General features: G+C 65.5%; 25 protein-coding genes. 10 read left to right on the top strand and 15 right to left on the bottom strand.

Going from position 1 to position 23855, the window contains the following annotated elements; genetic code table 11:
- The first annotated feature begins 87 nt into the window (after nucleotides 1-87).
- From IEX41_RS16560 to IEX41_RS16550, 3 genes are all read left to right on the top strand, one after another.
- On the top strand, nucleotides 88-537 hold the full coding sequence (locus IEX41_RS16560) for a YtoQ family protein (RefSeq protein WP_188791388.1): 450 nt from the start codon (nucleotides 88-90) through the stop codon (nucleotides 535-537).
- A 127-nt stretch (nucleotides 538-664) separates the two neighbouring features.
- Complete coding sequence (gene mscL / locus IEX41_RS16555; protein WP_188791387.1) at nucleotides 665-1087, top strand: large conductance mechanosensitive channel protein MscL; 423 nt, start codon at nucleotides 665-667, stop codon at nucleotides 1085-1087.
- A 111-nt stretch (nucleotides 1088-1198) separates the two neighbouring features.
- Nucleotides 1199-2086: a cation diffusion facilitator family transporter gene (locus IEX41_RS16550; protein WP_188791386.1), complete on the top strand. Its 888-nt coding sequence runs from the start codon at nucleotides 1199-1201 to the stop codon at nucleotides 2084-2086.
- Between the two features lie 105 nt (nucleotides 2087-2191).
- On the opposite strand, the gene ald is transcribed toward IEX41_RS16550, so the two are convergent.
- Nucleotides 2192-3310 (bottom strand): alanine dehydrogenase, encoded by a 1119-nt coding sequence (gene ald, locus IEX41_RS16545; RefSeq protein WP_188791385.1) that lies wholly within the window; start codon nucleotides 3308-3310, stop codon nucleotides 2192-2194.
- Nucleotides 3311-3428: 118 nt separating this feature from the next.
- Here ald and IEX41_RS16540 point away from each other — a divergent pair, with 118 nt between their 5' ends.
- On the top strand, nucleotides 3429-3914 hold the full coding sequence (locus tag IEX41_RS16540) for an Lrp/AsnC family transcriptional regulator (protein WP_188791384.1): 486 nt from the start codon (nucleotides 3429-3431) through the stop codon (nucleotides 3912-3914).
- A gap of 64 nt (nucleotides 3915-3978) precedes the next feature.
- Nucleotides 3979-5559, top strand: a complete 1581-nt coding sequence (locus IEX41_RS16535; RefSeq protein ID WP_188791383.1) for a GMC family oxidoreductase — start codon at nucleotides 3979-3981, stop codon at nucleotides 5557-5559.
- A 146-nt stretch (nucleotides 5560-5705) separates the two neighbouring features.
- Here the strand turns inward: IEX41_RS16535 and ccoS are convergent, their stop codons facing one another.
- The 5 genes from ccoS to IEX41_RS16510 all read right to left on the bottom strand — a co-directional run bounded on the left by ccoS (nucleotide 5706) and on the right by IEX41_RS16510 (nucleotide 10951).
- Entirely contained in the window at nucleotides 5706-5867 is a 162-nt protein-coding gene (ccoS, locus tag IEX41_RS16530) for a cbb3-type cytochrome oxidase assembly protein CcoS (RefSeq protein WP_188791382.1), read from the bottom strand.
- 18 nt (nucleotides 5868-5885) lie between these two features.
- Nucleotides 5886-8072 carry a heavy metal translocating P-type ATPase gene (locus IEX41_RS16525; protein ID WP_188791381.1) on the bottom strand — a complete coding sequence of 729 codons (2187 nt, stop codon included), beginning with the start codon at nucleotides 8070-8072 and terminating at the stop codon, nucleotides 5886-5888.
- A gap of 4 nt (nucleotides 8073-8076) precedes the next feature.
- Complete coding sequence (locus IEX41_RS16520; RefSeq protein WP_188791380.1) at nucleotides 8077-8550, bottom strand: FixH family protein; 474 nt, start codon at nucleotides 8548-8550, stop codon at nucleotides 8077-8079.
- Nucleotides 8547-9983 carry a cytochrome c oxidase accessory protein CcoG gene (gene ccoG, locus IEX41_RS16515; protein WP_188791379.1) on the bottom strand — a complete coding sequence of 479 codons (1437 nt, stop codon included), beginning with the start codon at nucleotides 9981-9983 and terminating at the stop codon, nucleotides 8547-8549. Before ccoG ends, IEX41_RS16520 begins: the two co-directional genes overlap by 4 nt.
- 80 nt (nucleotides 9984-10063) lie before the next feature.
- Nucleotides 10064-10951 carry a LysR family transcriptional regulator gene (locus IEX41_RS16510; RefSeq protein WP_188791378.1) on the bottom strand — a complete coding sequence of 296 codons (888 nt, stop codon included), beginning with the start codon at nucleotides 10949-10951 and terminating at the stop codon, nucleotides 10064-10066.
- 96 nt (nucleotides 10952-11047) lie between these two features.
- On the opposite strand from IEX41_RS16510, the gene IEX41_RS16505 reads away from it, so the two are divergent.
- Complete coding sequence (locus tag IEX41_RS16505) at nucleotides 11048-11206, top strand: hypothetical protein (RefSeq protein WP_188791377.1); 159 nt, start codon at nucleotides 11048-11050, stop codon at nucleotides 11204-11206.
- On the opposite strand, the gene map is transcribed toward IEX41_RS16505, so the two are convergent.
- Nucleotides 11190-11939 (bottom strand): type I methionyl aminopeptidase, encoded by a 750-nt coding sequence (map, locus tag IEX41_RS16500; protein ID WP_188791376.1) that lies wholly within the window; start codon nucleotides 11937-11939, stop codon nucleotides 11190-11192. The genes IEX41_RS16505 and map overlap by 17 nt on opposite strands.
- Nucleotides 11940-12191: 252 nt before the next feature.
- Here map and IEX41_RS16495 point away from each other — a divergent pair, with 252 nt between their 5' ends.
- On the top strand, nucleotides 12192-12629 hold the full coding sequence (locus IEX41_RS16495) for a hypothetical protein (RefSeq protein WP_188791375.1): 438 nt from the start codon (nucleotides 12192-12194) through the stop codon (nucleotides 12627-12629).
- A gap of 418 nt (nucleotides 12630-13047) precedes the next feature.
- On the opposite strand, the gene ccoP is transcribed toward IEX41_RS16495, so the two are convergent.
- Genes ccoP through ccoN form a run of 4 tightly spaced genes read right to left on the bottom strand, consistent with a single transcriptional unit; the run spans nucleotide 13048 to nucleotide 16564 of the window.
- On the bottom strand, nucleotides 13048-13935 hold the full coding sequence (ccoP, locus tag IEX41_RS16490; RefSeq protein ID WP_188791374.1) for a cytochrome-c oxidase, cbb3-type subunit III: 888 nt from the start codon (nucleotides 13933-13935) through the stop codon (nucleotides 13048-13050).
- Nucleotides 13936-13947: 12 nt separating this feature from the next.
- Nucleotides 13948-14127: a cbb3-type cytochrome c oxidase subunit 3 gene (locus tag IEX41_RS16485; RefSeq protein WP_188791373.1), complete on the bottom strand. Its 180-nt coding sequence runs from the start codon at nucleotides 14125-14127 to the stop codon at nucleotides 13948-13950.
- An 11-nt stretch (nucleotides 14128-14138) separates the two neighbouring features.
- Nucleotides 14139-14909 carry a cytochrome-c oxidase, cbb3-type subunit II gene (gene ccoO / locus IEX41_RS16480; RefSeq protein ID WP_229673317.1) on the bottom strand — a complete coding sequence of 257 codons (771 nt, stop codon included), beginning with the start codon at nucleotides 14907-14909 and terminating at the stop codon, nucleotides 14139-14141.
- A 41-nt stretch (nucleotides 14910-14950) separates the two neighbouring features.
- Nucleotides 14951-16564, bottom strand: coding sequence for a cytochrome-c oxidase, cbb3-type subunit I (gene ccoN, locus IEX41_RS16475; protein ID WP_188791371.1), 1614 nt, complete (start codon nucleotides 16562-16564; stop codon nucleotides 14951-14953).
- A 196-nt stretch (nucleotides 16565-16760) separates the two neighbouring features.
- Between ccoN and IEX41_RS16470 the strand changes: the two genes are divergently transcribed.
- A complete protein-coding gene (locus tag IEX41_RS16470) occupies nucleotides 16761-17594 on the top strand; it encodes a universal stress protein (RefSeq protein ID WP_188791370.1) in 834 nt (277 codons plus the stop codon).
- Nucleotides 17595-17660: 66 nt separating this feature from the next.
- Here the strand turns inward: IEX41_RS16470 and IEX41_RS16465 are convergent, their stop codons facing one another.
- Entirely contained in the window at nucleotides 17661-18122 is a 462-nt protein-coding gene (locus tag IEX41_RS16465) for a MarR family winged helix-turn-helix transcriptional regulator (RefSeq protein WP_188791369.1), read from the bottom strand.
- Nucleotides 18123-18179: 57 nt separating this feature from the next.
- Between IEX41_RS16465 and IEX41_RS16460 the strand changes: the two genes are divergently transcribed.
- Nucleotides 18180-18527 carry a DUF1428 domain-containing protein gene (locus tag IEX41_RS16460; RefSeq protein ID WP_188791368.1) on the top strand — a complete coding sequence of 116 codons (348 nt, stop codon included), beginning with the start codon at nucleotides 18180-18182 and terminating at the stop codon, nucleotides 18525-18527.
- Nucleotides 18528-18715: 188 nt separating this feature from the next.
- On the opposite strand, the gene fnrL is transcribed toward IEX41_RS16460, so the two are convergent.
- On the bottom strand, nucleotides 18716-19462 hold the full coding sequence (fnrL, locus tag IEX41_RS16455) for a transcriptional regulator FnrL (protein ID WP_188791367.1): 747 nt from the start codon (nucleotides 19460-19462) through the stop codon (nucleotides 18716-18718).
- Nucleotides 19463-19565: 103 nt separating this feature from the next.
- On the opposite strand from fnrL, the gene hemN reads away from it, so the two are divergent.
- Nucleotides 19566-20921: an oxygen-independent coproporphyrinogen III oxidase gene (gene hemN, locus IEX41_RS16450; protein WP_188791366.1), complete on the top strand. Its 1356-nt coding sequence runs from the start codon at nucleotides 19566-19568 to the stop codon at nucleotides 20919-20921.
- A gap of 141 nt (nucleotides 20922-21062) precedes the next feature.
- On the opposite strand, the gene IEX41_RS16445 is transcribed toward hemN, so the two are convergent.
- Nucleotides 21063-22652 carry an ABC transporter ATP-binding protein gene (locus IEX41_RS16445; protein ID WP_188791365.1) on the bottom strand — a complete coding sequence of 530 codons (1590 nt, stop codon included), beginning with the start codon at nucleotides 22650-22652 and terminating at the stop codon, nucleotides 21063-21065.
- Nucleotides 22649-23854 carry an ABC transporter permease gene (locus IEX41_RS16440; protein WP_188791364.1) on the bottom strand — a complete coding sequence of 402 codons (1206 nt, stop codon included), beginning with the start codon at nucleotides 23852-23854 and terminating at the stop codon, nucleotides 22649-22651. Before IEX41_RS16440 ends, IEX41_RS16445 begins: the two co-directional genes overlap by 4 nt.
- Nucleotide 23855: the final 1 nt, after the last annotated feature.

Here is a 23855-nt window from a genome sequence, read left to right as displayed (position 1 = left end):
CCGTCTACATGCCGTCCCGGGTTGGTCCCGGCGGACATCCGTCCTATCACTTGGAGCAACACGCAGTTCACCGGAAAGGACGCCGCAATGGCCCTCAACATCTACCTCTCGGGCGAGATCCACACCGACTGGCGCGAGAAAATCATCTCCGGCGCGCGCGGGCTCGACCTTTACTTCACCTCGCCGGTGACCGACCATGACGCCAGCGACGATTGCGGCGTGGCGATCCTCGGGGCCGAGGCGGACAAGTTCTGGCATGACCGCAAGGGCGCGCAGATCAACGCCATCCGCACCCGCAAGGCCATCGCCGACGCGGACGTGATCGTCGTGCGCTTCGGTGAGAAATACAAGCAGTGGAACGCCGCCTTCGATGCGGGCATGGCCGCGGCGCTGGGCAAGTCGCTCATCATCCTGCAGCCGCCGGAACACGATCACGCCCTCAAGGAAGTGGACGCCGCCGCCCTCGCGGTGACCCGCACCCCCGAAGAGGTGGTGTCGATCCTGCGCTACGTGGAAACCGGCGTGCTTCCGGGCTGACCGATCCTCCGGGCGGGGCAGGCGGGCGCATTGCCTGTTTTCAACGTCCCGCCCCCGTGCCATCACCGACGCAAGGTCAACCAAAAGTACCGGCAAAGGGCCGGGCCATTCTCCGGGGACAGACAGCATGATAAATGAATTCAAGGCGTTCATTGCCAAGGGCAACGTCATGGACATGGCCGTCGGCATCATCATCGGTGCCGCCTTCACTGCCATCGTGCAATCGCTTGTGGGCGACATCATCAACCCGATCATCGCGCTGTTCACCGGCGGTATTGATTTCTCGGGCTGGTTCTACGTGCTCGACGGGGAAACCTACGTCTCGCGCGAGGCGGCGATGGAAGCGGGTGCGCCGGTCTTTGCCGCGGGCAAGTTCGTTATGGCAGTGATCAACTTCTTCATCATCGCCTTCGTGGTTTTCATGCTGGTGAAGATGGTCAACCGCATCAAGGCCGCCGCCGAAAAGCCCGCCGAGGTGGTGCCGCAGGTGCCTGCCGGCCCCTCGGAGATCGACATCTTGATCGAGATTCGCGACGCCCTCAAAAAGTGAGGCAGGTCCAGTGAAAATGGCCTCCCCCCAGCGGGAGGCCGCCATGCGCCGGGGCGTTGTTGCGCGCCCTGCCGCACCTGATTATCAGGCCCGCAAGACGCGGAGAGGCCGATGACCCAAGCCATGAAAATCGCCGCCGGCAGCGTGGCTGTCGGAATCGTGGTCCTCGGGATCAAGACGCTGTCGTGGTGGCTGACCGGGTCGGTCGCGCTGCTGTCGGATGCGCTGGAAAGCATCGTCAACGTGGCCACCGCTCTGGCCGCCCTGCTGGCGTTGAACATCGCCCAGCAGCCCCCGGACGCGGACCACCCCTTCGGCCATCACAAGGCCGAGTATTTCAGCGCCGTGCTCGAAGGCGTGCTGATCGTGGTCGCCGCCATCCTCATCCTGCGCGAGGCATGGCATGCGTGGAACGACCCGCGCATCATCGAGGCACCTTGGCTTGGTCTTGCCATCAACATCGTGGCCAGCGTCATCAACGCGATCTGGTGCACGGTGCTCATCCGCAATGGTCGGCGGCTCAACTCCCCGGCGCTCGAAGCGGATGGCAAGCACCTGCTGACCGACGTGGTGTCATCGGTGGGCGTCACCGTGGGCGTGACGGCGGCAGTGCTTACGGGGTGGGCGTGGCTCGATCCGCTGCTGGCGGCGCTGGTCGCGGTGAACATCATCTGGTCCGGCTGGCAGGTGATGCGCCATTCCGTCGGTGGCCTCATGGACGAGGCCGCGCCCGAGGGCGAGGTTGAGCAGATCCGCTCCCTGATCTCCGCCAATGCCGACGGCGCGGTCGAGGCGCATGATTTGCGCTCGCGCCGCGCCGGGTCTGCCCTGTTCGTGGAATTCCACCTCGTGGTGCCGGGCGAGATGACTGTGGATGCCGCCCATGACATCTGCGACAGGATCGAAACCGCGCTGCATGCCGCCTTCGAGAAGAGCCGCGTGACCATCCACGTTGAGCCCGAGCACAAGGCCAAGCACGACGGCATCGTCGTGCTCTGACCCGCCGTTCCCTGATCGTCCGTTTTCTGGCCCGTTGTTCTGCGAGCCCTGACGTCCCGACATGAAACGGCCCGGCCACCTCGCGGAGTGCCGGGCCGCCTTAGTTCAGAGCGCCAGCGCCTCGGCCGGGCTGATCGCCTCAAGCCCCAGCGCCGCGCCAACGGCAGCGTTGGTCAGCCGCCCGTCATGGACGTTGAGCCCTTCGGCAAGGTGCGGATCGGCAGCGCAGGCCGCCTTCCAGCCCTTGTCCGCCAGCGCCAGCACGAAGGGCAGGGTGGCGTTCCCAAGCGCGATGGTCGAACTGCGCGGCACTGCGCCGGGCATGTTCGCCACGCAATAGTGCTGGATGCCGTCCACTTCGTAGACCGGATCATCATGGGTGGTGGGTTTCGAGGTCTCGAAACAGCCGCCCTGATCGATGGCGACATCCACGAGAACCGAGCCGGGCTTCAGGTCTGCCAGCATCTCCCGCGTCACCAGCTTGGGCGCGGCAGCCCCGGGGATCAGCACCGCGCCGATCACCATGTCCGCCTCGGCCAGCAGTTCGGCCACGGCACCTTCGGTGGAATAGCGGTTGCGGAACTGGCTTGCGAAGACGTCGTCAAGGTAGCGCAGCCGCGGCAGCGACCGGTCGAGCACGGTGACCTCCGCGCCCATTCCCGCGGCGATCCGCGCGGCGTGGGTGCCGACATTGCCGCCGCCCAGCACCACGACCTTGGCCGGGCCGACCCCGGGCACGCCGCCCAGGAGTACGCCGCGACCGCCGTTCGCCTTCTGCAGCGCCCAGGCGCCCATCTGCGGCGCAAGCCGCCCCGCAACCTCGGACATCGGCGCCAACAGCGGCAGCCCGCCCATGCGGTCGCTCACCGTCTCATAGGCGATGCAGGTCGCCCCCGAGCGCAGCAGATCCTGCGTCTGTTCGGGATCCGGGGCAAGGTGCAGGTAGGTGAACAGCAGCTGGCCGGGGCGCAGCATGGCGCGCTCGGCGGGCTGGGGTTCCTTGACCTTAACCACCATCTCGGCCTCGGCAAAGATCTCGGCTGCGGTGTCGACGATGCGCGCGCCGGCGGCGATGTAATCGGCATCCTCGAACCCGGCGCCGATCCCGGCGCCCGACTGGATGAGCACCTCGTGCCCGTGGGCCACCGCCTCGCGGGCGGCGTTGGGCGTCAGGCCCACCCGATATTCCTGCGGCTTGATCTCGGTGGGGCATCCAAGCTTCATTTTCGTCCTCTTCCATGTTGTGAGGGCAAGTTATGGAATAATCCTGCCGCGCTTCGCTTGCATTTTCTTTGCGGATTTGGTGCGGTGTTTGCGCACAATGTCGCAGAACCTTCGAAGAATGCCGCACTCCTTGAAAGAAATCTCCCCCAGTCTCGATGACACCGACCTGCGCATCCTGCGCGTGCTCCAAAAGCAGGGGCGCATGTCGAATGCCGATCTGTCGGAGCAGGTGAACCTCTCGGCCTCCGCCTGTCACCGCCGGGTTCAGCGGCTCGAGGCGGATGGCTTCATCAGGGGGTATGTGGCCCTGCTGGATGCGCGGCGCATGAACATGCCCACCACGGTCTTCGTCGAGATCACCCTCAGCACGCAAGCCGATGAGGTGCTGGATGCCTTCGAAAAGGCCGTGTCACGCATTCCGGACGTGCTGGAATGCCACCTGATGGCGGGCAGCGCGGATTACATCCTCAAGATAATTGCGCAGGACACTGAGGACTACGCCCGCATCCACCGCCAGCATCTCGCCCGCCTGCCCGGGGTGGCGCAGATGCAATCGAGTTTCGCGCTCAAGACTGTCTTCAAGACAACTGCCCTGCCGGTCTGAGCCCTGTTGCACCCCGCCGGTCCTCGGTCTATCAATTGTCAGACAATTGCGAGGGGAGGCGCCAATGTCCTGGGATCATGTCATCATCGGAGCGGGCAGCGCGGGCTGCGTGCTGGCCAAACGGCTGTCCGAGGCGGGCCGCCGGGTGCTTCTGCTCGAGGCGGGGGGGCGCGACACCTACCACTGGATCCATATCCCGATGGGGTATCTCTACTGCATCGACAACCCGCGCACGGACTGGTGCTACGGTACCGCGCCGGATGCGGGGCTGAACGGCCGGTCGCTGATCTATCCGCGCGGCAAGGTGCTGGGCGGCTGCTCGTCAATCAACGGGATGCTCTACCTGCGGGGACAGGCGGCGGATTACGACGGCTGGCAGCAGATGGGACTTGCGGGCTGGGGCTGGGATGACGTGCTGCCTTATTTCAAGCGCTCCGAGGATTTCGTCGAAGGCGCCAGCGATCATCACGGGGCAGGGGGCGAATGGCGGGTCGAGAACCAGCGTCTGCACTGGGCCGTGCTCGATGACTGGATGGAGGCCGCCGCCGAGGCGGGCATCCCCAAGGTCAGCGACTTCAACACCGGCGACAACGAAGGCGTCGGATATTTCCGCGTCAATCAGCGCAATGGCTGGCGGATGAACACCGCCAAGGCCTTCCTGCGGACCACGGACACCGACAACCTGCGCGTCGAAACCCATGCCCATGTGCTGGGCCTCATCTTCGAGGGTCGCAAGGTGGTCGGCGTGCGCTACGAACAGGGCGGCAAGCGCCACGAGGCGCGCTGCGGCGGCGACGTCATCCTGTCGGCGGGGGCGGTGAATTCGCCGCAGATCCTGCAGCTCTCGGGCATCGGCCCCGGGGCGCTGCTGCGCGAGCACGGGATCGAGGTCGCCCAAGACGCGCCCGGCGTCGGCGCCAACCTGCAGGACCATCTGCAACTGCGCTGCGCGTGGCGTCTCACCGGAGCGAAGACCCTGAACCAGATGGCCAATTCACTGATGGGCAAGCTGGCCATCGGACTCGAATACGTCGCCCGCCGCACCGGGCCGATGTCCATGGCCCCCTCGCAGCTCGGGGCCTTCGCGAAATCCCGCGAGGGCTTGGCAACCGCCGACGTGGAGTTCCATGTTCAGCCTCTCTCGCTCGACGCATTCGGCTCGCCCCTGCACAGCTATCCTGCGATCACCGCGAGCGTGTGCAACCTGCGCCCTGAAAGCCGTGGCACGGTCACCATCGCTTCAAACGATGCCACAACGCCCCCGGTCATCGCCCCGAACTACCTTTCGACCGAAGGCGACCGCCGCACCGCCATTGACAGCATCCGCCTGTCGCGCCGGGTCATGGCGCAAGGACCGATGGCCAAATACGCCCCCGAAGAGGTCAAGCCGGGTAATGCCTACCAGACCGACGAAGACCTCGCCCGCGCCGCCGGAGACGTTGGCACCACGATCTTCCACCCTGTGGGCACGGTCCGGATGGGGATGGATGAAACAGCCCCCCTCGACGCACAATGCCGAATGAAGGGTATCGCCGGCCTGCGCGTTGTAGACGCCAGCGTCATGCCCCGCATCGTCAGTGGCAACACCAACTCCCCCACCATCATGATCGCCGAAAAAGCCGCCGACATGATACTTTCGGCCTGAACACCCCCAGGACCGGGATCATCCATGCAGCAGGGCACAGGCAACCTCTCCCGGATTTCCTTTGACCTCAAATATCCCGGGGGGTGAGGCGCCCTGCGCCGAGGGGGGCAGCGCCCCCCTGTCCGCCGCCGCCCCTAGGCACAGCCTCAGTCCTGCTTCGGCGCGTCATCGTACTGGCCCGACAGGATACGCGCGGCATTGCCCTCGGGGTCGTCGTATTGCTTCGTCCGGATGGTGATGACGAAGAACAAAAGTCCCAACCCGCCAAGCACCAGTGAAATCGGGATGAGGTAGAGCAGGATATTCATGGCGTCCCTTCCGGTGGCCTATTTCAGCCGCAGCGCATTGAGCGACACGGTAATCGACGACGCCGACATGGCAAGCGCGGCGATGAGCGGCGAACAGAGGCCCGCGATGGCCAGCGGCACGGCGATGACATTGTACCATGTGGCGATGCCGAAATTCTGCCGGATGCGCCTTGTCGCCCGCTCCGCCAGCCCCAGTGCGCCGGGGATCGGCTCCAGCGACTTGCCCAGCAGCACGATGTCCGACGCCACCCGCGCCGCATCCAGCGCCGATGCCGGGGAGATAGACACATGCGCCTGTGCCAGCGCGGCGGTATCGTTCAGCCCGTCCCCCACCATCAGCACATGCGCGCCCTCGTTCGTCAGCGCCCGGATGCGGGCGGCCTTGTCCTCGGGCAGGGCCTCGGCGGTCCACTCCGGAATGCCCAGCCGCAGCGCCAGCGCCTCGACGCTGGGCGCGGTATCGCCCGAGATCAGGGTAACTCTCTTGCCCGATGCCAGCAGGCCCGACACCGCCTCTTCGGCGCCGTCCCGCAGGCTGTCCTCGAAGGTGAAGGCCCGCGCGGGCGCATCGCCGACCTGCAGCCAGCTCGAGGTCAACCCGCTCGCACCGCCCCCGGTCCAGGCCGCCCGGCCCAGCCGTACGCGCTGGTCGTCCAGCATCCCTTCGGTGCCATGCCCCGGCACCTCGGTCACGCCCGTGACCTTCGCGGGCAGGATGCCGCGCGCCCTCAGCGCCTCCGTCAGAGACACCGACAGCGGATGCGACGACCCCGCCGCCAGCGCCAGCGCCACGGCAAGCTCCCCATCCGGGAAATCGGACAGGTTCGTCACCCGGGGCGTCCCGGCGGTCAGCGTGCCGGTCTTGTCGAAGACCACCGTGTCGACCTCGGCTAGCCGCTCGAGCGCGGTTGCGTCCTTGATGAGCATCCCCTTGCGGAACAGCCGTCCCGAGGCCGCCGTGGTCACCGCCGGTACCGCCAGCCCAAGCGCACAGGGGCAGGTGATGATCAGCACCGCCGCCGCGATGTTGAGGGCGATGCGCAGATCGCCGCTCCAGACCAGCCAGCCCGCGAAGGCCAGCGCCGACAGGATATGCACCCCCGGCGCATAGAGCTTGGCCGCCCTGTCGGCGAGGGGCGTGTAGTTGGCCCGGCCCGACTCGGCCACCGCCACCAGATCCGCCATCCGCTGGAGCGAGCTGTCGCGCCCCACGGCGGTGGCTCGCACGGTCAGCGGCCCGGTAAGGTTCACCTCCCCCGCGCTCACCGCCCGTCCGGGGGCGGCATAGACCGGCAGCGTCTCGCCGGTGAGCAGCGAACGATCCAGCTCGGACTGGCCTTCGATGATCTCGCCATCCACCGGCATCCGCCCGCCGGGGCGCACATGCAGCAGATTGCCCACGCGCAGATCGGCAACGGAGACCTGCTCCTCGCCCTCTGCCGTGACGCGCCACGCGCGCGGCACCTCGAGCGCCGCCAGCTCCTCGGCGGCAGAGCGGGCGATGGACCGGGTGCGGTGGTCGAGGTAGCGCCCGGTAAGCAGGAAGAAGGTCAGTGCGATGGCCGCGTCGAAATAGGCGTGCTCACCCGACAGCGATGTCTCCCAAAGTGATGTCACCACCGCCAGCCCGATGGCCAGCGCAATGGGCACATCCATGTTGAGCCGCCCGGCTTTCAGCGCCGACCACGCGTTGCGAAAGAAGATCTGCCCGGAAAACGCGATGGCGGGCAGGGTGATCGCCGCCGACACCCAGTGGAACATGTCGCGGGTGGGGCCCTCGGCCCCGGACCAGACCGAGATCGACAGCAGCATGACATTCATCATGGCGAACCCCGCCACGGCCAGCCGCATCAGCAGATCGCGCCCCGCCCGGTCGGTGCGGGTGGCGGCCAGTGCGGTCGCGTCGAGTTCATGCGCCTCGAATCCCGCCGCCTCGACCACGGGGATGAGGTCTTGGGCACTCAGCGACGGATCGGCGTCGATGCTGACCCGCCGCAGGGTGAGGTTCACCCGCGAGGATCGTACCCCCGGCACCTTCGCCAGCGCCTCTTCGACGCCGCGGATGCAGTTCGCGCAGTGGATCGTCGGCAGGGACAGGGCCAGCCGCGCCTCGGTGGGCGCAGAGGCTGCCGCCAGCGCCTCGGCGGCGGGGGCGGCTGCGCAGGCCGGGCAGGCCGAGACGGGGGCGCGCATCGTGGCAGTCATGGCGTTAGCCTTTCACGTGCAGGTCCAGCCGCTGCTGGAACTCGGTGCCGTCATGGGCGCGGGCGGTCAGCCACACGGTCCAGTTTCCCGGCGCCAGTGGATCATCGGCGATCCACGCACGCCCGTCGAACCGGAACTCCGGCGTGCGGTCGTCGCGGGCGGTGGTGGTGCGGCCGATCTTGGCGCCAAGGCTCGCCGGCTGCACCGGGTAGCCCTTGGGGTCCGTGATGGCGAGGATCACCTCACCGTTGTCGTGGCTGGCCTCGACGGTCCAGCCAAGCGCCTCCTGCGCGGCGCGGCGATCGTCGAAGGTCTGGGAGGCGACGTAGGAGTTGGGCACCTCGAGGCCGGGGAAGGTCGAGACCGCGTTGAAGGCCAGCGTGAGGTTGACCCCGATGATGACGCCGAAGGCCGCCACGAACATCGCCAGCACATGCCAGCCGGTCAGCCTGAATTGCCGCTTGGTGGAGGTGGTCATCCGTTGTCCCTTCCGTTGAAGACGGTTTCGGTGGTGGCATCGTCGCCGGTTGTGGTGTCCTCGAGGCGCAGCTCGAACTCGGTCCGCTCGTCCTGCGCCTCGGCGCTGCCAGAGGGGGCGGTGACGTAGACGCGCTGCAGGTAGGTCTCGTTGGCGGGCACCATGGTGATCAGGCCGTCCTCACCTTCAAGGGCGATCTGCAGCGTGTCATTGCCGATGATTGACAGCGCATAGGGCCGGTCTTCGCCGTGCTTGTTGCGCAGGCGCACGTCGTAGGTATTGCGGATCGACCCGTCCGAGAGGACCACAAAGGTGGGGTTGCGCACCGGGGCGACGGTCATCTCCACGTCCGGGCGCAGCACCAGCGCCACCAGCAGGCCGACGCCCACCAGAGACCATAGCGCGGTATAGAGGATCACCCGGGGGCGGAACACGTGGCTCCAGACCGCGCGGGGGGCGTGGCCTTCGCGCTCGCGGGTCTCGTCCGACAGGGCAAGGTAGTCGATAAGGCCACGCGGCTTGCCGATCCTGTCCATCACGTCGTCGCAGGCGTCGATGCACAGGGCGCAGGTGATGCAGGCCATCTGCTGGCCGTCGCGGATGTCGATGCCCATGGGGCAGACGTTGACGCAGGCGTTGCAGTCGATGCAATCGCCCAGTTTGTCCGCCCCTTCGCCCTTGCGGTGCTTGCCGCGCGGCTCGCCCCGCCAGTCGCGGTAGCCCACGGTCAGCGTGTCCTCGTCCATCATGGCGGCCTGGATGCGCGGCCATGGGCAGGCGTAGATGCAGATCTGCTCGCGGGCGAAACCGCCGAAGACGAAGGTGGTCCCGGTGAGCACGGCGATGGTGGTATAGGCCACCGGGTGCGCCTGACCGGTCACGAGATCCACGAGCAGCGTCGGCGCATCGGTGAAGTAGAACACCCACGCCCCGCCGGTGAACAGCGCGATCAGTAGCCACGCCGCCCACTTGGTGACGCGCAGCCGGGCCTTGCGGACATCCCACTTTTTCTGCCGGTGCAGGCGCAGGCGGGCGTTGCGGTCACCCTCGATCCAGCGTTCCACAAGAATGAAGAGGTCGGTCCAGACGGTCTGCGGACAGGCGTAGCCACACCACACCCGCCCCAGCGCCGAGGTGAAGAGGAACAGACCAAGCCCCGCCATGACCAGCAAACCGGCGACGAAGTAGAACTCGTGCGGCCAGATCTCGATAAAGAAGAAAAAGAACCGCCGGTGCGCAAGATCAAGCAGCACCGCCTGATCGGGCAGCTCAGGCCCCCGATCCCAGCGCAGCCATGGCGTGATGTAATAGATGCCCAGCATCAGCCCCATCAGCCACCACTTGAGCGTGCGGAAGTTGCCCTTCACCCGGCGTGGAAAGATCGGCTCGCGCGATTCGTAGAGGGATGGGGCGGAATTGTTGGTATCGGCCACGGGAAAGGCTCCGGCTTGCGTGCTTGGCTTCGGCCCTTTTGGCCCTGTCGCCGCCTGCCGGCTTTGACCTGCATCAATTCTCACATCTGTGATGAAGCTTTCGCGGCTTCTCGTCGCAGCCAAGCGGTGATTTGGCGCAGCGGCGGCCGGGCGATGCCGGGGCGGGTGACCATCCAGTAGCCTTTCTTTCGGTCGTCCTCGAACAGCAGGCGAAGGCGTCCGGCGCGGATGTCCGCCTCGACGAAAAGCCGTGCGGTGACGATGACGCCTTGCCCCAGCCGCGCGGCCTCGACCATGAGGTTGCCGGGCAGGGCGGTAAGACCGATAGCGCGGTTCTGTTCGATGCCGTGCTCGGCGAACCAGTCGGTGGCCTCGTTGGTGCCCAGCTCCTGCAGCCATGGCAGGCTGCGCAGGTCGGCAGGGCTGACGGTCTGACGCTCGCCCACCAGCGCGGGCGCTGCGACCACCACGATGGGCGACAGGAACAGCCGTTCGGCTTCGAGCCCGTGCCAGTTGCCGTCCCCGTAGCGGATCGCCACGTCGAGCCCGCCCGGCTCGAGCCTGCGCACCTGGCTCGAGGGGTCGATCATCAGGTTGAGCTCGGGGTGGCGGGCGCGGAAATCGGGCAGGCGGGGCATCAGCCAAGTGGAGGCAAAGCCAGGCGTGGCTGAAATTTCCAAGGGTCGGTCGGCGTCGCGGCCCGTCAGCTCGTCTGCGGTGCGGGAGATGAGGCCGAAGCCATCGATCAGCGCCTCGGCCAGCCGTTCGCCATCGGCGGTGAGTGTCATGCGCCGCCCCTGCCGGTCGAGGAGGGCAAGGCCCATGTGCGCCTCGAGATTGCGCATCTGCTGGCTGATGGCGGCATGGCTGACATTGAGCGCCGCGCCCGCCTCTTCGACCGAGCGGTGCTGCGCGTAGGCGGCAAAGGCCCGAAGGGCCGAGAGGGGCGGTAGCGTAGACCAGTTCATGAAAGTCTCACTTACATGGTGTCAGGGTTCCTGACTGGCCCGAAATCGCCTTTGGCGCAATATGTGAGACAGATCAAAGAGCGAAAGGAGAACGCGATGCTTGGGATCTTTGCGAAATCTTTCATGACCGCCAGCAGGGTAGACCGCGCCCGGGATCGCTGGACGCCGCCTGCGCCGTCTCGGGAGGCGCTGCGCGAAGAGCGCCTGCGCCGGGACGAGAGGCTGCGCTCGGGGCCGTTCAGCCGGGAAGCGTGATGATGATTGCGCCGCTGTCGGTGGCCACCACCGTGTGTTCATACTGGACGACCGGCGCGCAGGGATCGCTGTAGAGCGTCCAAGGATCGTCACCGTTCTCGGCCCAGACCGCGCCGGTCGACAGGAACGGCTCGACCGTCAGGACAAGCCCCTTGGTGATGCGGCGGCGGTCGCCCTTCGTGGCCCAGGTGGCGACCTCTTCGGGATACTCGTGCAGCGAATGGCCGACCCCGTGGCTGGCGAGGTTCCGGATCAAGGTATAGCCGCGCTGCGTGGCAAACTTCTCAATCGCGTTGCCGATGCCGGCGATGGGTTTGTCGGTGGCCACTTGGTCGATCCCGACCTGCATGGCGCGCTTGCCGTCCTTGCACAGCTTTTCCAGGATCCGAGGGACATCAGCCACCCGGAAGCTGGCGCCCGTGTCGGCAAAATATCCATCCCTGGAGGCAGACACGTCGATGTTCACGAGGTCTCCGGCCTTGATGATGCGATCGCCTGGGATGCCGTGGGCGACCTCCTCGTTGACGCTGATGCAGGTGGCGCCCGGGAAAGCGTAGACGCTTTCAGGCGCCGAGACCGCGCCCTCGGCCTCGAGCAGGCGGCGACCGATGTCGTCAAGCTCGCGCGTGGTCATGCCGGGCACGATGGCTGATGCCATGGCCTGCATGGTGTTGGCGCAGATCCGGCCGATGATTCTGAGTGCTGCGAGTTCGTCTTCATGGGTGATGGTCATGCAGGCCTCCTGTCGGGGGCCTCGTAGCATGCGCCGGTGGGGAAGTCCCGGGGGGATGCCGCCGGGTTGCCCGAAGCGGGGATGCCGGACGTCTCGGCCCCCGAGATGACCTCGGTTGCGTGGCGTGCAGGTGCCCTTCGTCGGGGTCGGACCGGGGCGCGCCGAAAAGATGCACAGCGGGTTCACCTTGTCATGCCTTCGCGTCACGATAGGTTGCATCAAAGCAACCGTTGCCGGGAGATATTCGCCAGAGTGAGACTTGAATTGACCCTCCCCGCGAGCCTTCGTGGCCAGACCGTGATGCTGGATGCGCTTGAGGCCGTGGAAGGAAGCCAGCAGACCAAGGCCCTGTTGCGCCCCATCCTGGAAATCGTGACGCGCGCAGTGTCGTCCGGTATCCAGCAGGAATTCTTTGACAACTTCGAGCGCTACGCGAACGAAGAGAACCTGCCCCGGCAGGGCATCGGCGCTGTCACCGTCGCGCTCGATCTGCCGGAGAGCGATCTTGATGCCGTTCGTGGGGATCTGCTCGATGTCGCGGTCGCGGGGTCTGAACGGATATGGCAGACCGTGTCTGATGGCGAGGCCGCCGCGACCTTCGAGGTGATCTGCGACATTCTCGACGAAGGGCTGACACCGATCGATCAGCAAGCGCTGCTTGATGCCAACCTGGCGGATCTGGCGGGCTGAGCTTGTCCGCAAAAAGCGTGGTGGCTTAGGCAGGGGAACAACCGCTCGCCGGAGACTGCCTGAGACGGTCTGCGGAGGCTTGTCGGGCTGGGGGCGCCACAGGCCCCGGTCCCGAAGGGCAGGTCGCCAACGCTTCACCGACCAATCTGCACCCGCAGTAAAATCCCGCACTTGCGTGCCGCGCTATACCCGTCGGTCGCACGTGTTCCAGCGGCTCCCGGATGCGCCTTGCTATTCGGGATGAGGGCGCTTTGGTTTGCCGGTCCGATGACGTCCTGCCCTTTGGCCCAAGGGAAAGGGGCGCCTCCTTTCGGAAGCGCCCCTTCTGGAAATTCTTGCGCCGGTGCCCGTTGGAAACGCGCTAACTGCTGCGGACACCGGCGCTGGCCTCCGGGCTCGGGAACCCGAAGGTGTTCCGTTACTCGGACGCCTCGCCGCCGCCCAGCCCGTGGACATAGGTGGCCACGGCGCGGATCTCGGCCTCGGACAGGTCGGCGCCGCCCATGGGGGGCATCACGCCGAAGCGGGCATTCCAGACGCTTTCGTGGATGGCGTCATAGCTGCCACCGTAAAGCCAGATCGCGTCCGTCAGATTCGGCGCGCCCTGGAAGCGGTCGCCGGTGCCGTCCTCACCGTGGCAGGAGGAACAGTTGATGTCGAAGACCTCGGCTCCGGCATCCACCATGTCCGGCGAGGGCGGGGTCTGGCCCGAAAGGTCCATGACGAAGTTGGCCACCTGCTCGATTTCTTCATCGGCCAGCAGATCGTCCCGCCCGAAAGAGGGCATCTGGCTGAAGCGGGCGTCATCGTCCTGTTCGTTCCGGATGCCATGGGTAACGGTGTAGTGGATGTCCTCCATCGTGCCGCCCCAGAGCCAGTCGTCGTCGAGCAGGTTGGGATAGCCCTTGGCCCCCGCAGCCCCCGATCCGTGACATTGCGCGCACCAGGTGCGGAAGATCGCACCACCCGCGTTCTGGGCATAGGTGCTCAGCTGTGGATCGTCCGAGATGGCCGTCAGCTCGACCGAGGCAAGCTGTTCGTTGATCGGCGCCAGCTCTGCGGCGTGATCCTCGATGGCTTGTTCCACGTCGCCGCGGGTCGACCAGCCCAGCAGACCTGCAGAGGCGGATTTGATGCCCGGCCATGCGGGGTAGGCGATGGAATAGCCGATCCCCCAGACGATGGAGAGGTAGAACACGATCAGCCACCAGCGGGGCAGGGGCTTGTTGTATTCCTCGATCCCATCCCAGGAGTGACCGGTCGTCTCGTAGTCGAGATCGTCTCTCTTTTGCTTGTTGTCGCTCATTGTCTTCGGTCCTCAGTCCTGCTCGCTCGGGGCGGGTTTGTCCTCGTTGCGGAACAGGATGGTGGCGGCGTTGTGATGTTCCTTGCGGCTGCCCGGGCGGAAGGCCCAGACGATGACCCCAAGGAAGAACACGAACATTGCCAGCAGTCCCCAGCTGTCCGCGAAGTGGCGAAGGGCGGAATAGTGATCCATGTCCGGACTCCTCAGCGGCTTGCGTCGGGTTCGAAGGTCGAGAAATCGACCAGCGTTCCGAGCATCTGCAGGTAGGCAATCAGGGCGTCGGCCTCGGAAACCCCGGGCTGCCCGTCGAAGTTGCGGATGTTGACCTCGCCGTAGCGGTCCACGAGGTCATCGTAGCCATCGCTGTCGGGATCGGCCTGGGCGAGGAAATCGCGCTGGCCGTTCTCGATCTGCTCGTCGGTGTAGGGCACACCGACGAACTGGTGGGTGGCCATCAGGTCCTCGATATGCTCGCCCTCGACATAGGCGGTCTCGAGGAAGCCGTACTTGGGCATCACCGATTCAGGCACCACGGACTGCGGGTTGCGCAGGTGATCCACGTGCCAGTCGTCGGAATAGCGGCCACCGACGCGGGCAAGGTCCGGCCCGGTGCGCTTCGACCCCCATTGGAACGGGTGATCGTACTGCGATTCCGCCGCCAGCGAGTAGTGGCCGTAGCGTTCCACCTCGTCGCGCATGGGCCGGATCATCTGGCTGTGGCAGACATAGCAGCCCTCGCGGATGTAGACCTCGCGCCCCGCCAGCTCGAGAGGCGTGTAGGGGCGCATGCCCTCCACGTCCTCAATGGTGTTCTCGAGGTAGAACAGCGGGACGATCTGCACGAGCCCCCCGATGGTCACCACGAGGAAGGCGAAGATGGCCAGAAGCGTGACGTTCTTCTCGAGGATGGCGTGACGATCGAGGAAGGAGCGCTTCTTCGGGCGATCGCCAAGTCCGGTGGCCGATGCCGGCATCGGAGGCTTCTTGTCGTTGGTTGCCATTGCTGCGGCCCTCCTTATTCGGCCGGCGTGGCATGGGCCGTGGCGGCGGCGGCTTCGAGAGCCGGTGCGCGTTTCACGGTCATCCACAGATTGTAGCACATGATGATCCCGCCAGCGACGTAGAGCAGACCGCCAAGGGCACGCACGACGTACATGGGGAACTTGGCGCTCACGGTGTCGGCGAAGCTGTTCACCAGGAAGCCGTTGGCATCCACTTCACGCCACATCAGGCCCTCCATGATGCCGGTCACCCACATGGACGCCGCGTAGAGAACGATGCCGATGGTGGCGAGCCAGAAGTGCCAGGAGACGAGGCTCAGGGAGTAGAGGTTCTGACGGTTCCACAGTTTCGGCACGAGGAAGTAAAGCGCGCCGAAGGTGATCATGCCGTTCCAGCCAAGCGCGCCGGAGTGGACGTGACCGATGGTCCAGTCGGTGTAGTGCGACAGCGAGTTCACTGCGCGGATCGACATCATCGGGCCTTCGAAGGTGGACATGCCGTAGAAGCCGACCGAGATCACCAGCATCCGCAGGATGGGGTCGGTGCGCAGCTTGTCCCAGGCGCCCGAAAGGGTCATCAGGCCGTTGATCATGCCGCCCCAGCTGGGCATCCACAGCACGATCGAGAACACCATCCCGAGGGTCGAGGCCCAGTCGGGCAGGGCGGTGTAATGCAGGTGGTGCGGACCCGCCCAGATGTAGATGAAGATCAGCGCCCAGAAGTGGATGATCGACAGCTTGTAGGAAAACACCGGACGGTCGGCCTGTTTAGGGATGAAGTAGTACATCATTCCCAGGAAGCCCGCTGTCAGGAAGAAGCCCACGGCGTTGTGGCCGTACCACCATTGCGTCATGGCATCCTGCACGCCCGAGAACACCTGCACGGACTTGGAGCCCCAGATGCTGACCGGAATGCTGAGGTTGTTGAACACGTGCAGCAAGGCGACGGTGATGATGAAGCTGAGGTAGAACCAGTTGGCCACGTAGATGTGCGGCTCTTTGCGTTTCACGATCGTGCCGACAAAGACCGCAAGGTAGACAAGCCAGACGATGGTGAGCCACAGGTCAACGTACCATTCGGGCTCGGCGTATTCCTTGGACTGGGTGCCGCCCAGTACGTAGCCGGTGGCAGCAAGGACGATGAAGAGGTTGTAGCCCCAGAACACGAACCAAGCTGCGTTGCCGCCCCAGAGCCGCGCCGCGCTGGTGCGTTGCACGACGTAGAACGAGGTCGCGATCAGCGCGTTGCCCCCGAAGGCGAAGATCACAGCCGAGGTGTGCAGCGGGCGCAGGCGGCCGAAGTTCATGTAGCCGTGGGCCCAGTCGAAGTTCAGCGCCGGGAAGGCAAGCTGCGCCGCGATGAAAGTCCCTGCGAGGAAGCCGACCACGCCCCAGCCTGCGGTGGCGATGACGCCCGCGCGCACCGGGCCGTCCATGTAGGAGGTCTGCAGCACCTTTACGGGCACCGTCTCGTCGGTCTGGCGCAGCACCCACAGGAAGAGTCCCGACGCCACCACGAAGATGAGTATGGCGTGGACCATGTAAGCCACGTCCCGTGCGTAGTTTGCGGCGATCAGCGCGAAGACGGCGATCACGGCAAGCACGAGGAGCTTGATATAATTTATCATATTTCGTCCCTTCGTCTGACTCGCGCGATTCGTCGCGCACGAGCGCTTTTCTGACTGACCGCTTAATGATGGTTCACGGCAGTGCGATCCTTGATCTGCATCAAGGCTTTCACACCCCGACTGCCTCATGGTCATTGCAGACGCATTGCCGGGCCCTATGGGCCGGCGGCGCAGACCAACCCGAGGAGGCCATGCCATGGGCTACAAGACGATACTCACGGTCGTGACTGACGAGGCGCAGGCCCGCGGCACGATCCTTCGCGCGGCCGAGGTGGCCAAGGCCTGGGACGCGCACCTTGATGTGCTCTGTTTCGGGGTCGATCGCACCCAGACCGGCTATTACTACGCCGGCGCCGACGCGATGATCCTGCAGGAAACGATCGCCCGCGCCACCAGCGAAGCCGCCGGGCTGGCCGCTGTCTCACGCAAGATCCTGGCCGAAACCGACGTGCGCTGGGCGCTTGAGGAAGGCGTGGCGCAGCTTGCGGACGTGGGCCGTCACGTGGCCGCGCGGGCGCGCTTTACGGACATGGTGGTGCTGCCACGCCCCTATGGCCCCGAACACTGCGTTGAGCTTGAGCCTGTGACTGAAGGCGCGCTCTTCGAGGGGCAGTGCCCGGTGCTGATCGCCCCCGAAGCGGTCAATCCCCGCCCGTCGCGGGTGGTCATCGGCTGGAACGAAAGCAACGAGGCGCTGCGGTCCGTCCGCGCGGCGATGCCCCTGCTCATGGGCGCGGATTATGTCCACGTGGCGGTGATCGACCCGCCGCAGCACGGGCCAACCCGGTCCGACCCGGGCGGCGCGCTGTCGCAGTTCCTTGCCCGCCACGGGGTGAAGCCCGAGGTGGACGTGCTGACCAAGACGCTGCCCCAGGTTTCGGACGTGCTGCGCCGCCACGTGCAGGATGTGGATGCCGACATGGTGGTGATGGGGGCCTACGGGCATTCGCGCTTCCGTGAGGCGATCCTCGGGGGCGCGACGCGGAACATGTTGGAACAGGCCGAGGTGCCGGTGTTCCTCGCCCACTAGGGCAGGGCGCCGAAAGGAGAGACGGCCAGTCAGGGGCGGTGCCGATGGTGCCGCCCCTTTGTCATGTCAGCCGCTGCTGCCGATGATCGCCAGCGCCGCGCGCACCGCCGCCGGATCGATCTGCGCCAGCTCCGCATCCAGCCTGTCATGCTCGGCCCGCCACAGCGGCACCGCGCGCACCAGCAGGGCGCGCCCCTCATCGCTGAGCACAAGCCGACGGTTGCGGCCATCGTCGGGGTCTGGGGCGGCAATCACGAGGCCGCGCCGCTGCAATACCTTGAAAGCGGCGGTCAGCGTGGTGCGGTCCATGGCCAGGAAGGGCGCAAGATCCGAGATCCGTGGCGGCTCGGGCCGGTTCAGTGACATCAGGATTGAGAACTGCCCGTTTGTCAGCCCCAGTGGTTTCAGAACCGCATCAAACCGCCGCGCCAGCGCCCGGGCCGAGCGCTGCGCCTGCAGGCAGAGGCATCGGTCCCTCACCTCGAGCGTGGTCGCGAAAGAAAGGTCTGGATCGGTTTCCGGATTCATGTTGATATCAACTTATCATTCCCGCTGATACGGAACAATCCTTAGAAAGGACTCGAGATGAGCTATGTTTTCGGTTTCCTGACGCCGGTGCCCGTGGCCAACAAGCAGGCCTATATCGACAGCGCCAATGCTGCTTGGCCGCTCTTCAAGGATTACGGAGCCCTTGGCATGACCGAAGGCTGGCAGGCCGACGTGCCCGATGGCGAGGTCACCTCTTTCCCCATGGCGGTGAAGCGCGAAGAGGGCGAGGTGGTGGTGTTTTCCTCGGTGATGTGGCCGGATAAGGCGACTGCCGACACCTGCATGGCCTCAATGGAAACCGACGAGCGCTGGCAGCAAATGACCATGCCCTTCGATGGCAAGCGGATGATCTATGGCGGGTTTGAAACGGTGTTCGAGGTCTGATCTGAGGGGCAATTCACCGCCCCGACCTCGGCCTGCCTGACGACCCGAGCCTTTGGGTCACGGAATCGGCCAAGATCAAAGATCGTGGGCGGAGACAGCCGGGCGTGGCCAAGCGACCAGGTCGATCAAAAGCCATGGACGGAAAAGGCCCGGCGGTCAGAGCCGCAGCCGATCACGTCACCTGATCCTCAGGCGAACACGCCGCCATCCGCATCATCCCCAGCTTCCTCGAGAAGCCGGGTCATGTCGGGGACGGTCACATGACGCTTGCCCTCGAGCGCGATCACCCCGTCCTTGCGCAAGGCCGAGATCTGCCGGCTTACGGTTTCCAGCGTCAGCCCGAGGTAGTCGGCCATGGCCTCACGGGTCAGCGGCAGGTCGAAAACGATCTCGCTCTTGTCAGGACGGGCGTTCACCGATGCGTCGCGGCGGGCGATGATCGACAGCAGCGACGCGATCTTCTCGCGCGCGGTTTTGCGGCCCAACACCAGCATCCATTCGCGGGCGGCATCAAGCTCGTCCAGCGTCATCTCGAGCAGGCGCTGAGCGATATGCGGCGTGCGCACCATCATCTCCTCGAAGGGTGCCTTGCGGAAGCAGCACATGACAATGTCCGTGGTGGCCACCACGTCATAGGCGGCGGTGGCGCGACCCGGGCGTCCGACGAAATCCGATGGCAGCAGAAGGCCAACCATCTGGGTGCGCCCGTCTTCCATGGTCTGGGTCAGGGAGGCGATCCCCGACACCACCGAGCCGACGAAATCCATGCGGTCTCCCGACCAGATGACCGTCTGGCCGGCCTCGTACTTGCGATAATACTTGATTCCGTCGAGCTGTTCGAGCTCATCCGATTCGCACCGGGCACAGACGGCACGATGGCGAATGGGGCACTCTTCGCAATCATGGGGGGGGACGCCGGTGCGCTCGTTTAACATGACTTCACCATTTGTCGCTATGCTGCCGACAGGATCGGCCTTCCGGAAGTTCTCTTGATCTGGGTCAAGGTCGCGGTCCGATTACCTTTATAATTGTATGCGCATGAACACGCGAACACAACTCTCCCGCCTTGGTCTTTTCGATGCGAAGGTACCCAGATACACCAGCTATCCCACGGCGCCGCATTTCGGCGCGGCGGTGACTGGCGGTGATTTCGCAAGCTGGATAAGGGGTTTGCCCGAAAACGGGACGATCTCGCTCTACCTTCATGTGCCGTTTTGCCGCAAGCTCTGCTGGTTCTGTGCCTGCCGCACGCAGGGCACGGCAACCATGTCTCCAGTGGCAGCCTACGTCGAAACCCTGAAGGCCGAACTCGACATGCTGGCGACGCACCTGCCCGCCGGCACCCGGCTGTCGAGGCTGCACTGGGGCGGGGGCACCCCGACACTGCTGACGCCCGAACTGATGCAGGGCCTCATCGACAAGGTGCGGCAGGTCGCCCCCTTCGCCGAGGGCGCCGAGTTCTCGGTCGAGATCGACCCGAACGAAATCGACGAGGCGCGCCTCGATGTGCTGGCGGGGGGCGGCATGAACCGCGCTTCCATCGGCGTGCAGGATTTCGATGAACAGATCCAGGAGGCCATCGGCCGACCGCAGGGGTTCGAGATCACCCGCCGCGCGGTCGAGATGATCCGCGCCCGGGGCGTGGCGAGCCTGAACGCGGACATTCTTTACGGCCTGCCGCATCAGACCCGGGCCCGGATCACCGAGACAGTGCAGAAGCTGCTGTCCTTCGCTCCGGACCGCGTGGCGCTTTATGGGTACGCGCACGTGCCGTGGATGGCCAAGCGCCAGCAGCTGATCCCTTCGGACGCGCTGCCGACCCCGCCGGAGCGGCTCGAGCTTTTCGAAACGGCGCGCCGGCTCTTCGCCTGGGATGGCTATGCCGAGATCGGCATCGACCATTTCGCGGCCCCAGACGATGGCCTTGCCATCGCGCGCAAGACCGGGCGGCTGCGGCGTAACTTCCAAGGCTATACGGATGACGGCGCAGAGGTGCTGATCGGGCTTGGCGCGTCGTCGATCTCACGCTTCCCGCAGGGCTACGCACAGAACGCCCCCGCCACCAGCGCCTACACGGCGGCGATCCGCGAGGGCAGCTTTGCCACGACGCGCGGACATGCCTTCGCAGGGGACGACCTGCTGCGCGCCCGCATGATCGAGATGTTGATGTGCGATTTCCGCATCCACAGCGATGAGCTGGTGGCCGACTACGGTGCCGACCCGTCAGAGCTTGCGGCGTTGTACGCCCGGACCAATGCCCGCTTCGAAGGGCTGCTCGAGGTCACCGGGGAGGGGCTTTACATTCCGGCCTCGGCCCGGCCCCTGACGCGGATGATCGCGCGGGAGTTCGACGCTTACGATATGTCGAAGGCAAGGCACAGCTCGGCGGTCTGATCCGGGGCACCGGGCCTGGCGGCAGAACCATAATCCGGGGGACCCCCTGGAACGCTCCGACCCGCGAAACGGGGGGGGCCGGGCACAGCGCGGGGGCCCAAAAATCTTGGCAAGATTTTTGGCGCTGCGCCGGCCCGGAGGTCAGCCCGCCAGGTCGAATGCCGCGGCAAAGAGCTTTTGCGTGTACTCGGTCTTGGGCGCCGCAAAGATCTCGGACGCTTCGCCCATCTCGACCACGTCGCCCTGTTTCATCACGATCACCTTGTGCGACATGGCCCGCACCACCTTGAGGTCGTGACTGATGAACAGGAAGGCGAGGTCGTATTTGCGCTGAAGCTCGCGAAGAAGGTCGACGATCTGCACCTGCACCGTCATGTCCAGCGCCGAGGTCGGCTCGTCCAGAACCACCAGTTTCGGACGCAGTACCATGGCGCGCGCAATGGCGATGCGCTGGCGCTGACCGCCCGAGAATTCGTGCGGGTAGCGGTGCTTGGTAGCAGGGTCGAGCCCCACCTCGCGCATCACCTCGTCCACCGCCTGGTCCTTGGGCTTGCCGTCAGGCGATCCGTGCACCCCGAGCCCCTCCGCGATGATCTGCTCGCAGGTCATGCGCGGCGAGAGTGAACCGAACGGGTCCTGGAACACGATCTGGATCTCCGAGCGCAGCTTGCGCAGCCGCCGGGTGGACCAGCCGCGCACATCCTGCCCGCGATAGGTGATCCCGCCTTCCGAGCCGATGAGCCGCATCACCGCAAGCGCCAGCGTGGTCTTGCCTGACCCGGATTCGCCGACGATGCCCACGGTTTCGCCAGCGCGGACCGAGAAGCTGGCGTCGTTCACCGCCTTCACGTGCCCCACGGTCTTTTTCATGAAGCCCTTCTGGATCGGGAACCAGATGCGGAGCCCGTCGGCGCGAGCAATCTCCTCGGCGCCCGGCGCTACCGGATCGGGCAGACCGGTGCTTTCTGCCGACAGAAGCATTTGCGTGTAGGGATGCTGCGGGTCGGCAAAGATCTCGGACGTGCGGCCATGTTCGACGATCTCGCCGTTCTTCATCACGCAGACCTTGTCGGCGAATTTGCGCACGATGGTGAGGTCATGGGTGATGAACAGAAGGCTCATGCCTTCGGCCTCTTTCAGCTCGGCCAGCAGCTCGAGGATCTGGGCCTGGATCGTCACGTCGAGAGCGGTGGTCGGCTCGTCCGCGATGAGCAGCTCTGGCCCGTTGGCCAGCGCCATGGCGATCATGACCCGCTGGCGCTGCCCGCCGGACAGCTGGTGGGGGTAGGCCGAGAGGCGGCTTTCAGGGTCGCGGATGCCGACCTTGTGCAGCAGGTCCAGAATGCGCGCCCGCGCCGCATCGCCGGTCAGCCCCTGGTGCAGCGCGAGGCTTTCGCCCAGCTGCTTTTCCAGCGTGTGCAGCGGGTTGAGCGATGTCATCGGCTCCTGAAAGATGAAGCTGATGTCGTTGCCGCGCACCTTCCGCAGAAGCTTGTCCTGCGCGCCGATCATCTCCTGTCCCTTGTACCGAACCGACCCTTCGACCATCGCGGCATCCCCCAGTAGGGACACGGTTGACAGCGCGGTCACCGACTTGCCCGAACCGCTTTCGCCCACGAGGGCGACAGTCTCGCCCTCTTCGATGGAAAAGCTCACGCCCTTGACAGCCTGGCTGACCTGCCCGTCCTGGCGGAAGCTGACCTTGAGGCCGTTAACGTCGAGGATGGTCATGAGAACGTCTTTCTCGGGTCGAAGGCATCGCGCACGCCTTCGAAGATGAAGACCAGCAGCGACAGCATGAGGGCGAAGACGGTGAAGGCAGTGAAAGCCAGCCACGGCGCCTGAAGGTTCTGTTTCGCCTGCAGGGTTAGCTCGCCCAGCGACGGGGCCGAGGACGGTAGGCCGAAGCCGAGGAAATCGAGCCCCGCGAGGGTCGAGATCGTGCCGGTGACGATGAAGGGCAGCATGGTCAGTGTTGCCACCATGGCGTTGGGCAGCATGTGGCGGAACATGATGGTGATGTTGCCGACCCCAAGCGCCTTGGCTGCGCGCACGTATTCAAGATTGCGCGCGCGCAAGAATTCCGCCCGGACCACGCCCACGAGGGCCGTCCAGCCGAATGCAATGGTGAGGAAGACCAATAGCCAGAAACTTCGCCCCAAGATGGCGAAGAGGATAATGATGATGTAAAGCGACGGCGTCGCCGACCAGATCTCGATCACGCGCTGGAAGATGAGATCGAGCCAGCCTCCGAAATAGCCCTGAAGCGCGCCCGCGATGATGCCGATGACCGAGGCGCAGACCGTCACGATCAGCGTGAACAGGATCGACAGGCGGAAGCCATAGATCACCCGCGCCGCGACATCGCGTTTCGTGTCGTCGGTGCCCAGCCAGTTCTGGCCGTTCGGGGGAAGGGGGGCCGCGCCGGGGCGGTCCACCGGGGTCTGGTAGCTGTAGGGGATCGGCGGCCAGATCATCCAGCCTTCGGCGAAATCGCCATCTGGGGTGCCGCCCGCGTCCACGGTCTCGATCAGCCCCTCGGGGTCGTCGAAACAGGTGTCGAGCCCACCGGTGCGGATCAGGCAGCGGACCTCGGGGTCGCGATAGACGGCCTCGGTGCGGAAGTCTCCGCCAAACTCCGTCTCGGGGTAGAAGGTGAAGATCGGCATGCGGTATTCGCCGCGATAGTTCACGAGGATTGGCTTGTCGTTGGCGATGAACTCGGCGAACAGCGACAGGGTGAAGACCACCGTGAAGATGATCAGCGACCAGAAGGCACGGCCGTTCTTGCGGAAGTTCCGCCAGCGCCGCTTGTTCAGCGGCGACAGGGCAAAGCGGCCGGGTTTGGGCTGCGGCGCCACGGGGGCCGCCGGGGATGGTTCGGGGCGGACGCCCTGCGATGCAGGGGCCTGGGGATCGGGCTCGTAAGACATC

The organism is Salipiger pallidus (assembly GCF_014643635.1).
Lineage (GTDB): Bacteria > Pseudomonadota > Alphaproteobacteria > Rhodobacterales > Rhodobacteraceae > Salipiger > Salipiger pallidus.
Note: the sequence above shows the minus strand (reverse complement) of the source record. Positions and strands in the feature narration are given on the sequence as shown.

What these genes read in the sequence shown, in the direction of transcription:
- ccoP (WP_188791374.1), bottom strand. Translation starts at nt 13,935, where the DNA reads ATGAGCGACAACAAGCAAAAGAGAGACGATCTCGACTACGAGACGACC.
- hemN (WP_188791366.1), top strand. Translation starts at nt 19,566, where the DNA reads ATGAACACGCGAACACAACTCTCCCGCCTTGGTCTTTTCGATGCGAAG.
- mscL (WP_188791387.1), top strand. Translation starts at nt 665, where the DNA reads ATGATAAATGAATTCAAGGCGTTCATTGCCAAGGGCAACGTCATGGAC.
- IEX41_RS16520 (WP_188791380.1), bottom strand. Translation starts at nt 8,550, where the DNA reads ATGACCACCTCCACCAAGCGGCAATTCAGGCTGACCGGCTGGCATGTG.
- IEX41_RS16505 (WP_188791377.1), top strand. Translation starts at nt 11,048, where the DNA reads ATGCTTGGGATCTTTGCGAAATCTTTCATGACCGCCAGCAGGGTAGAC.
- IEX41_RS16525 (WP_188791381.1), bottom strand. Translation starts at nt 8,072, where the DNA reads ATGACTGCCACGATGCGCGCCCCCGTCTCGGCCTGCCCGGCCTGCGCA.
- ald (WP_188791385.1), bottom strand. Translation starts at nt 3,310, where the DNA reads ATGAAGCTTGGATGCCCCACCGAGATCAAGCCGCAGGAATATCGGGTG.
- map (WP_188791376.1), bottom strand. Translation starts at nt 11,939, where the DNA reads ATGACCATCACCCATGAAGACGAACTCGCAGCACTCAGAATCATCGGC.
- ccoS (WP_188791382.1), bottom strand. Translation starts at nt 5,867, where the DNA reads ATGAATATCCTGCTCTACCTCATCCCGATTTCACTGGTGCTTGGCGGG.
- IEX41_RS16550 (WP_188791386.1), top strand. Translation starts at nt 1,199, where the DNA reads ATGACCCAAGCCATGAAAATCGCCGCCGGCAGCGTGGCTGTCGGAATC.
- IEX41_RS16535 (WP_188791383.1), top strand. Translation starts at nt 3,979, where the DNA reads ATGTCCTGGGATCATGTCATCATCGGAGCGGGCAGCGCGGGCTGCGTG.
- IEX41_RS16540 (WP_188791384.1), top strand. Translation starts at nt 3,429, where the DNA reads ATGCCGCACTCCTTGAAAGAAATCTCCCCCAGTCTCGATGACACCGAC.
- IEX41_RS16560 (WP_188791388.1), top strand. Translation starts at nt 88, where the DNA reads ATGGCCCTCAACATCTACCTCTCGGGCGAGATCCACACCGACTGGCGC.
- IEX41_RS16470 (WP_188791370.1), top strand. Translation starts at nt 16,761, where the DNA reads ATGGGCTACAAGACGATACTCACGGTCGTGACTGACGAGGCGCAGGCC.
- IEX41_RS16460 (WP_188791368.1), top strand. Translation starts at nt 18,180, where the DNA reads ATGAGCTATGTTTTCGGTTTCCTGACGCCGGTGCCCGTGGCCAACAAG.
- IEX41_RS16440 (WP_188791364.1), bottom strand. Translation starts at nt 23,854, where the DNA reads ATGTCTTACGAGCCCGATCCCCAGGCCCCTGCATCGCAGGGCGTCCGC.
- IEX41_RS16465 (WP_188791369.1), bottom strand. Translation starts at nt 18,122, where the DNA reads ATGAATCCGGAAACCGATCCAGACCTTTCTTTCGCGACCACGCTCGAG.
- IEX41_RS16445 (WP_188791365.1), bottom strand. Translation starts at nt 22,652, where the DNA reads ATGACCATCCTCGACGTTAACGGCCTCAAGGTCAGCTTCCGCCAGGAC.
- ccoO (WP_229673317.1), bottom strand. Translation starts at nt 14,909, where the DNA reads ATGCCGGCATCGGCCACCGGACTTGGCGATCGCCCGAAGAAGCGCTCC.
- IEX41_RS16510 (WP_188791378.1), bottom strand. Translation starts at nt 10,951, where the DNA reads ATGAACTGGTCTACGCTACCGCCCCTCTCGGCCCTTCGGGCCTTTGCC.
- fnrL (WP_188791367.1), bottom strand. Translation starts at nt 19,462, where the DNA reads ATGTTAAACGAGCGCACCGGCGTCCCCCCCCATGATTGCGAAGAGTGC.
- IEX41_RS16485 (WP_188791373.1), bottom strand. Translation starts at nt 14,127, where the DNA reads ATGGATCACTATTCCGCCCTTCGCCACTTCGCGGACAGCTGGGGACTG.
- ccoN (WP_188791371.1), bottom strand. Translation starts at nt 16,564, where the DNA reads ATGATAAATTATATCAAGCTCCTCGTGCTTGCCGTGATCGCCGTCTTC.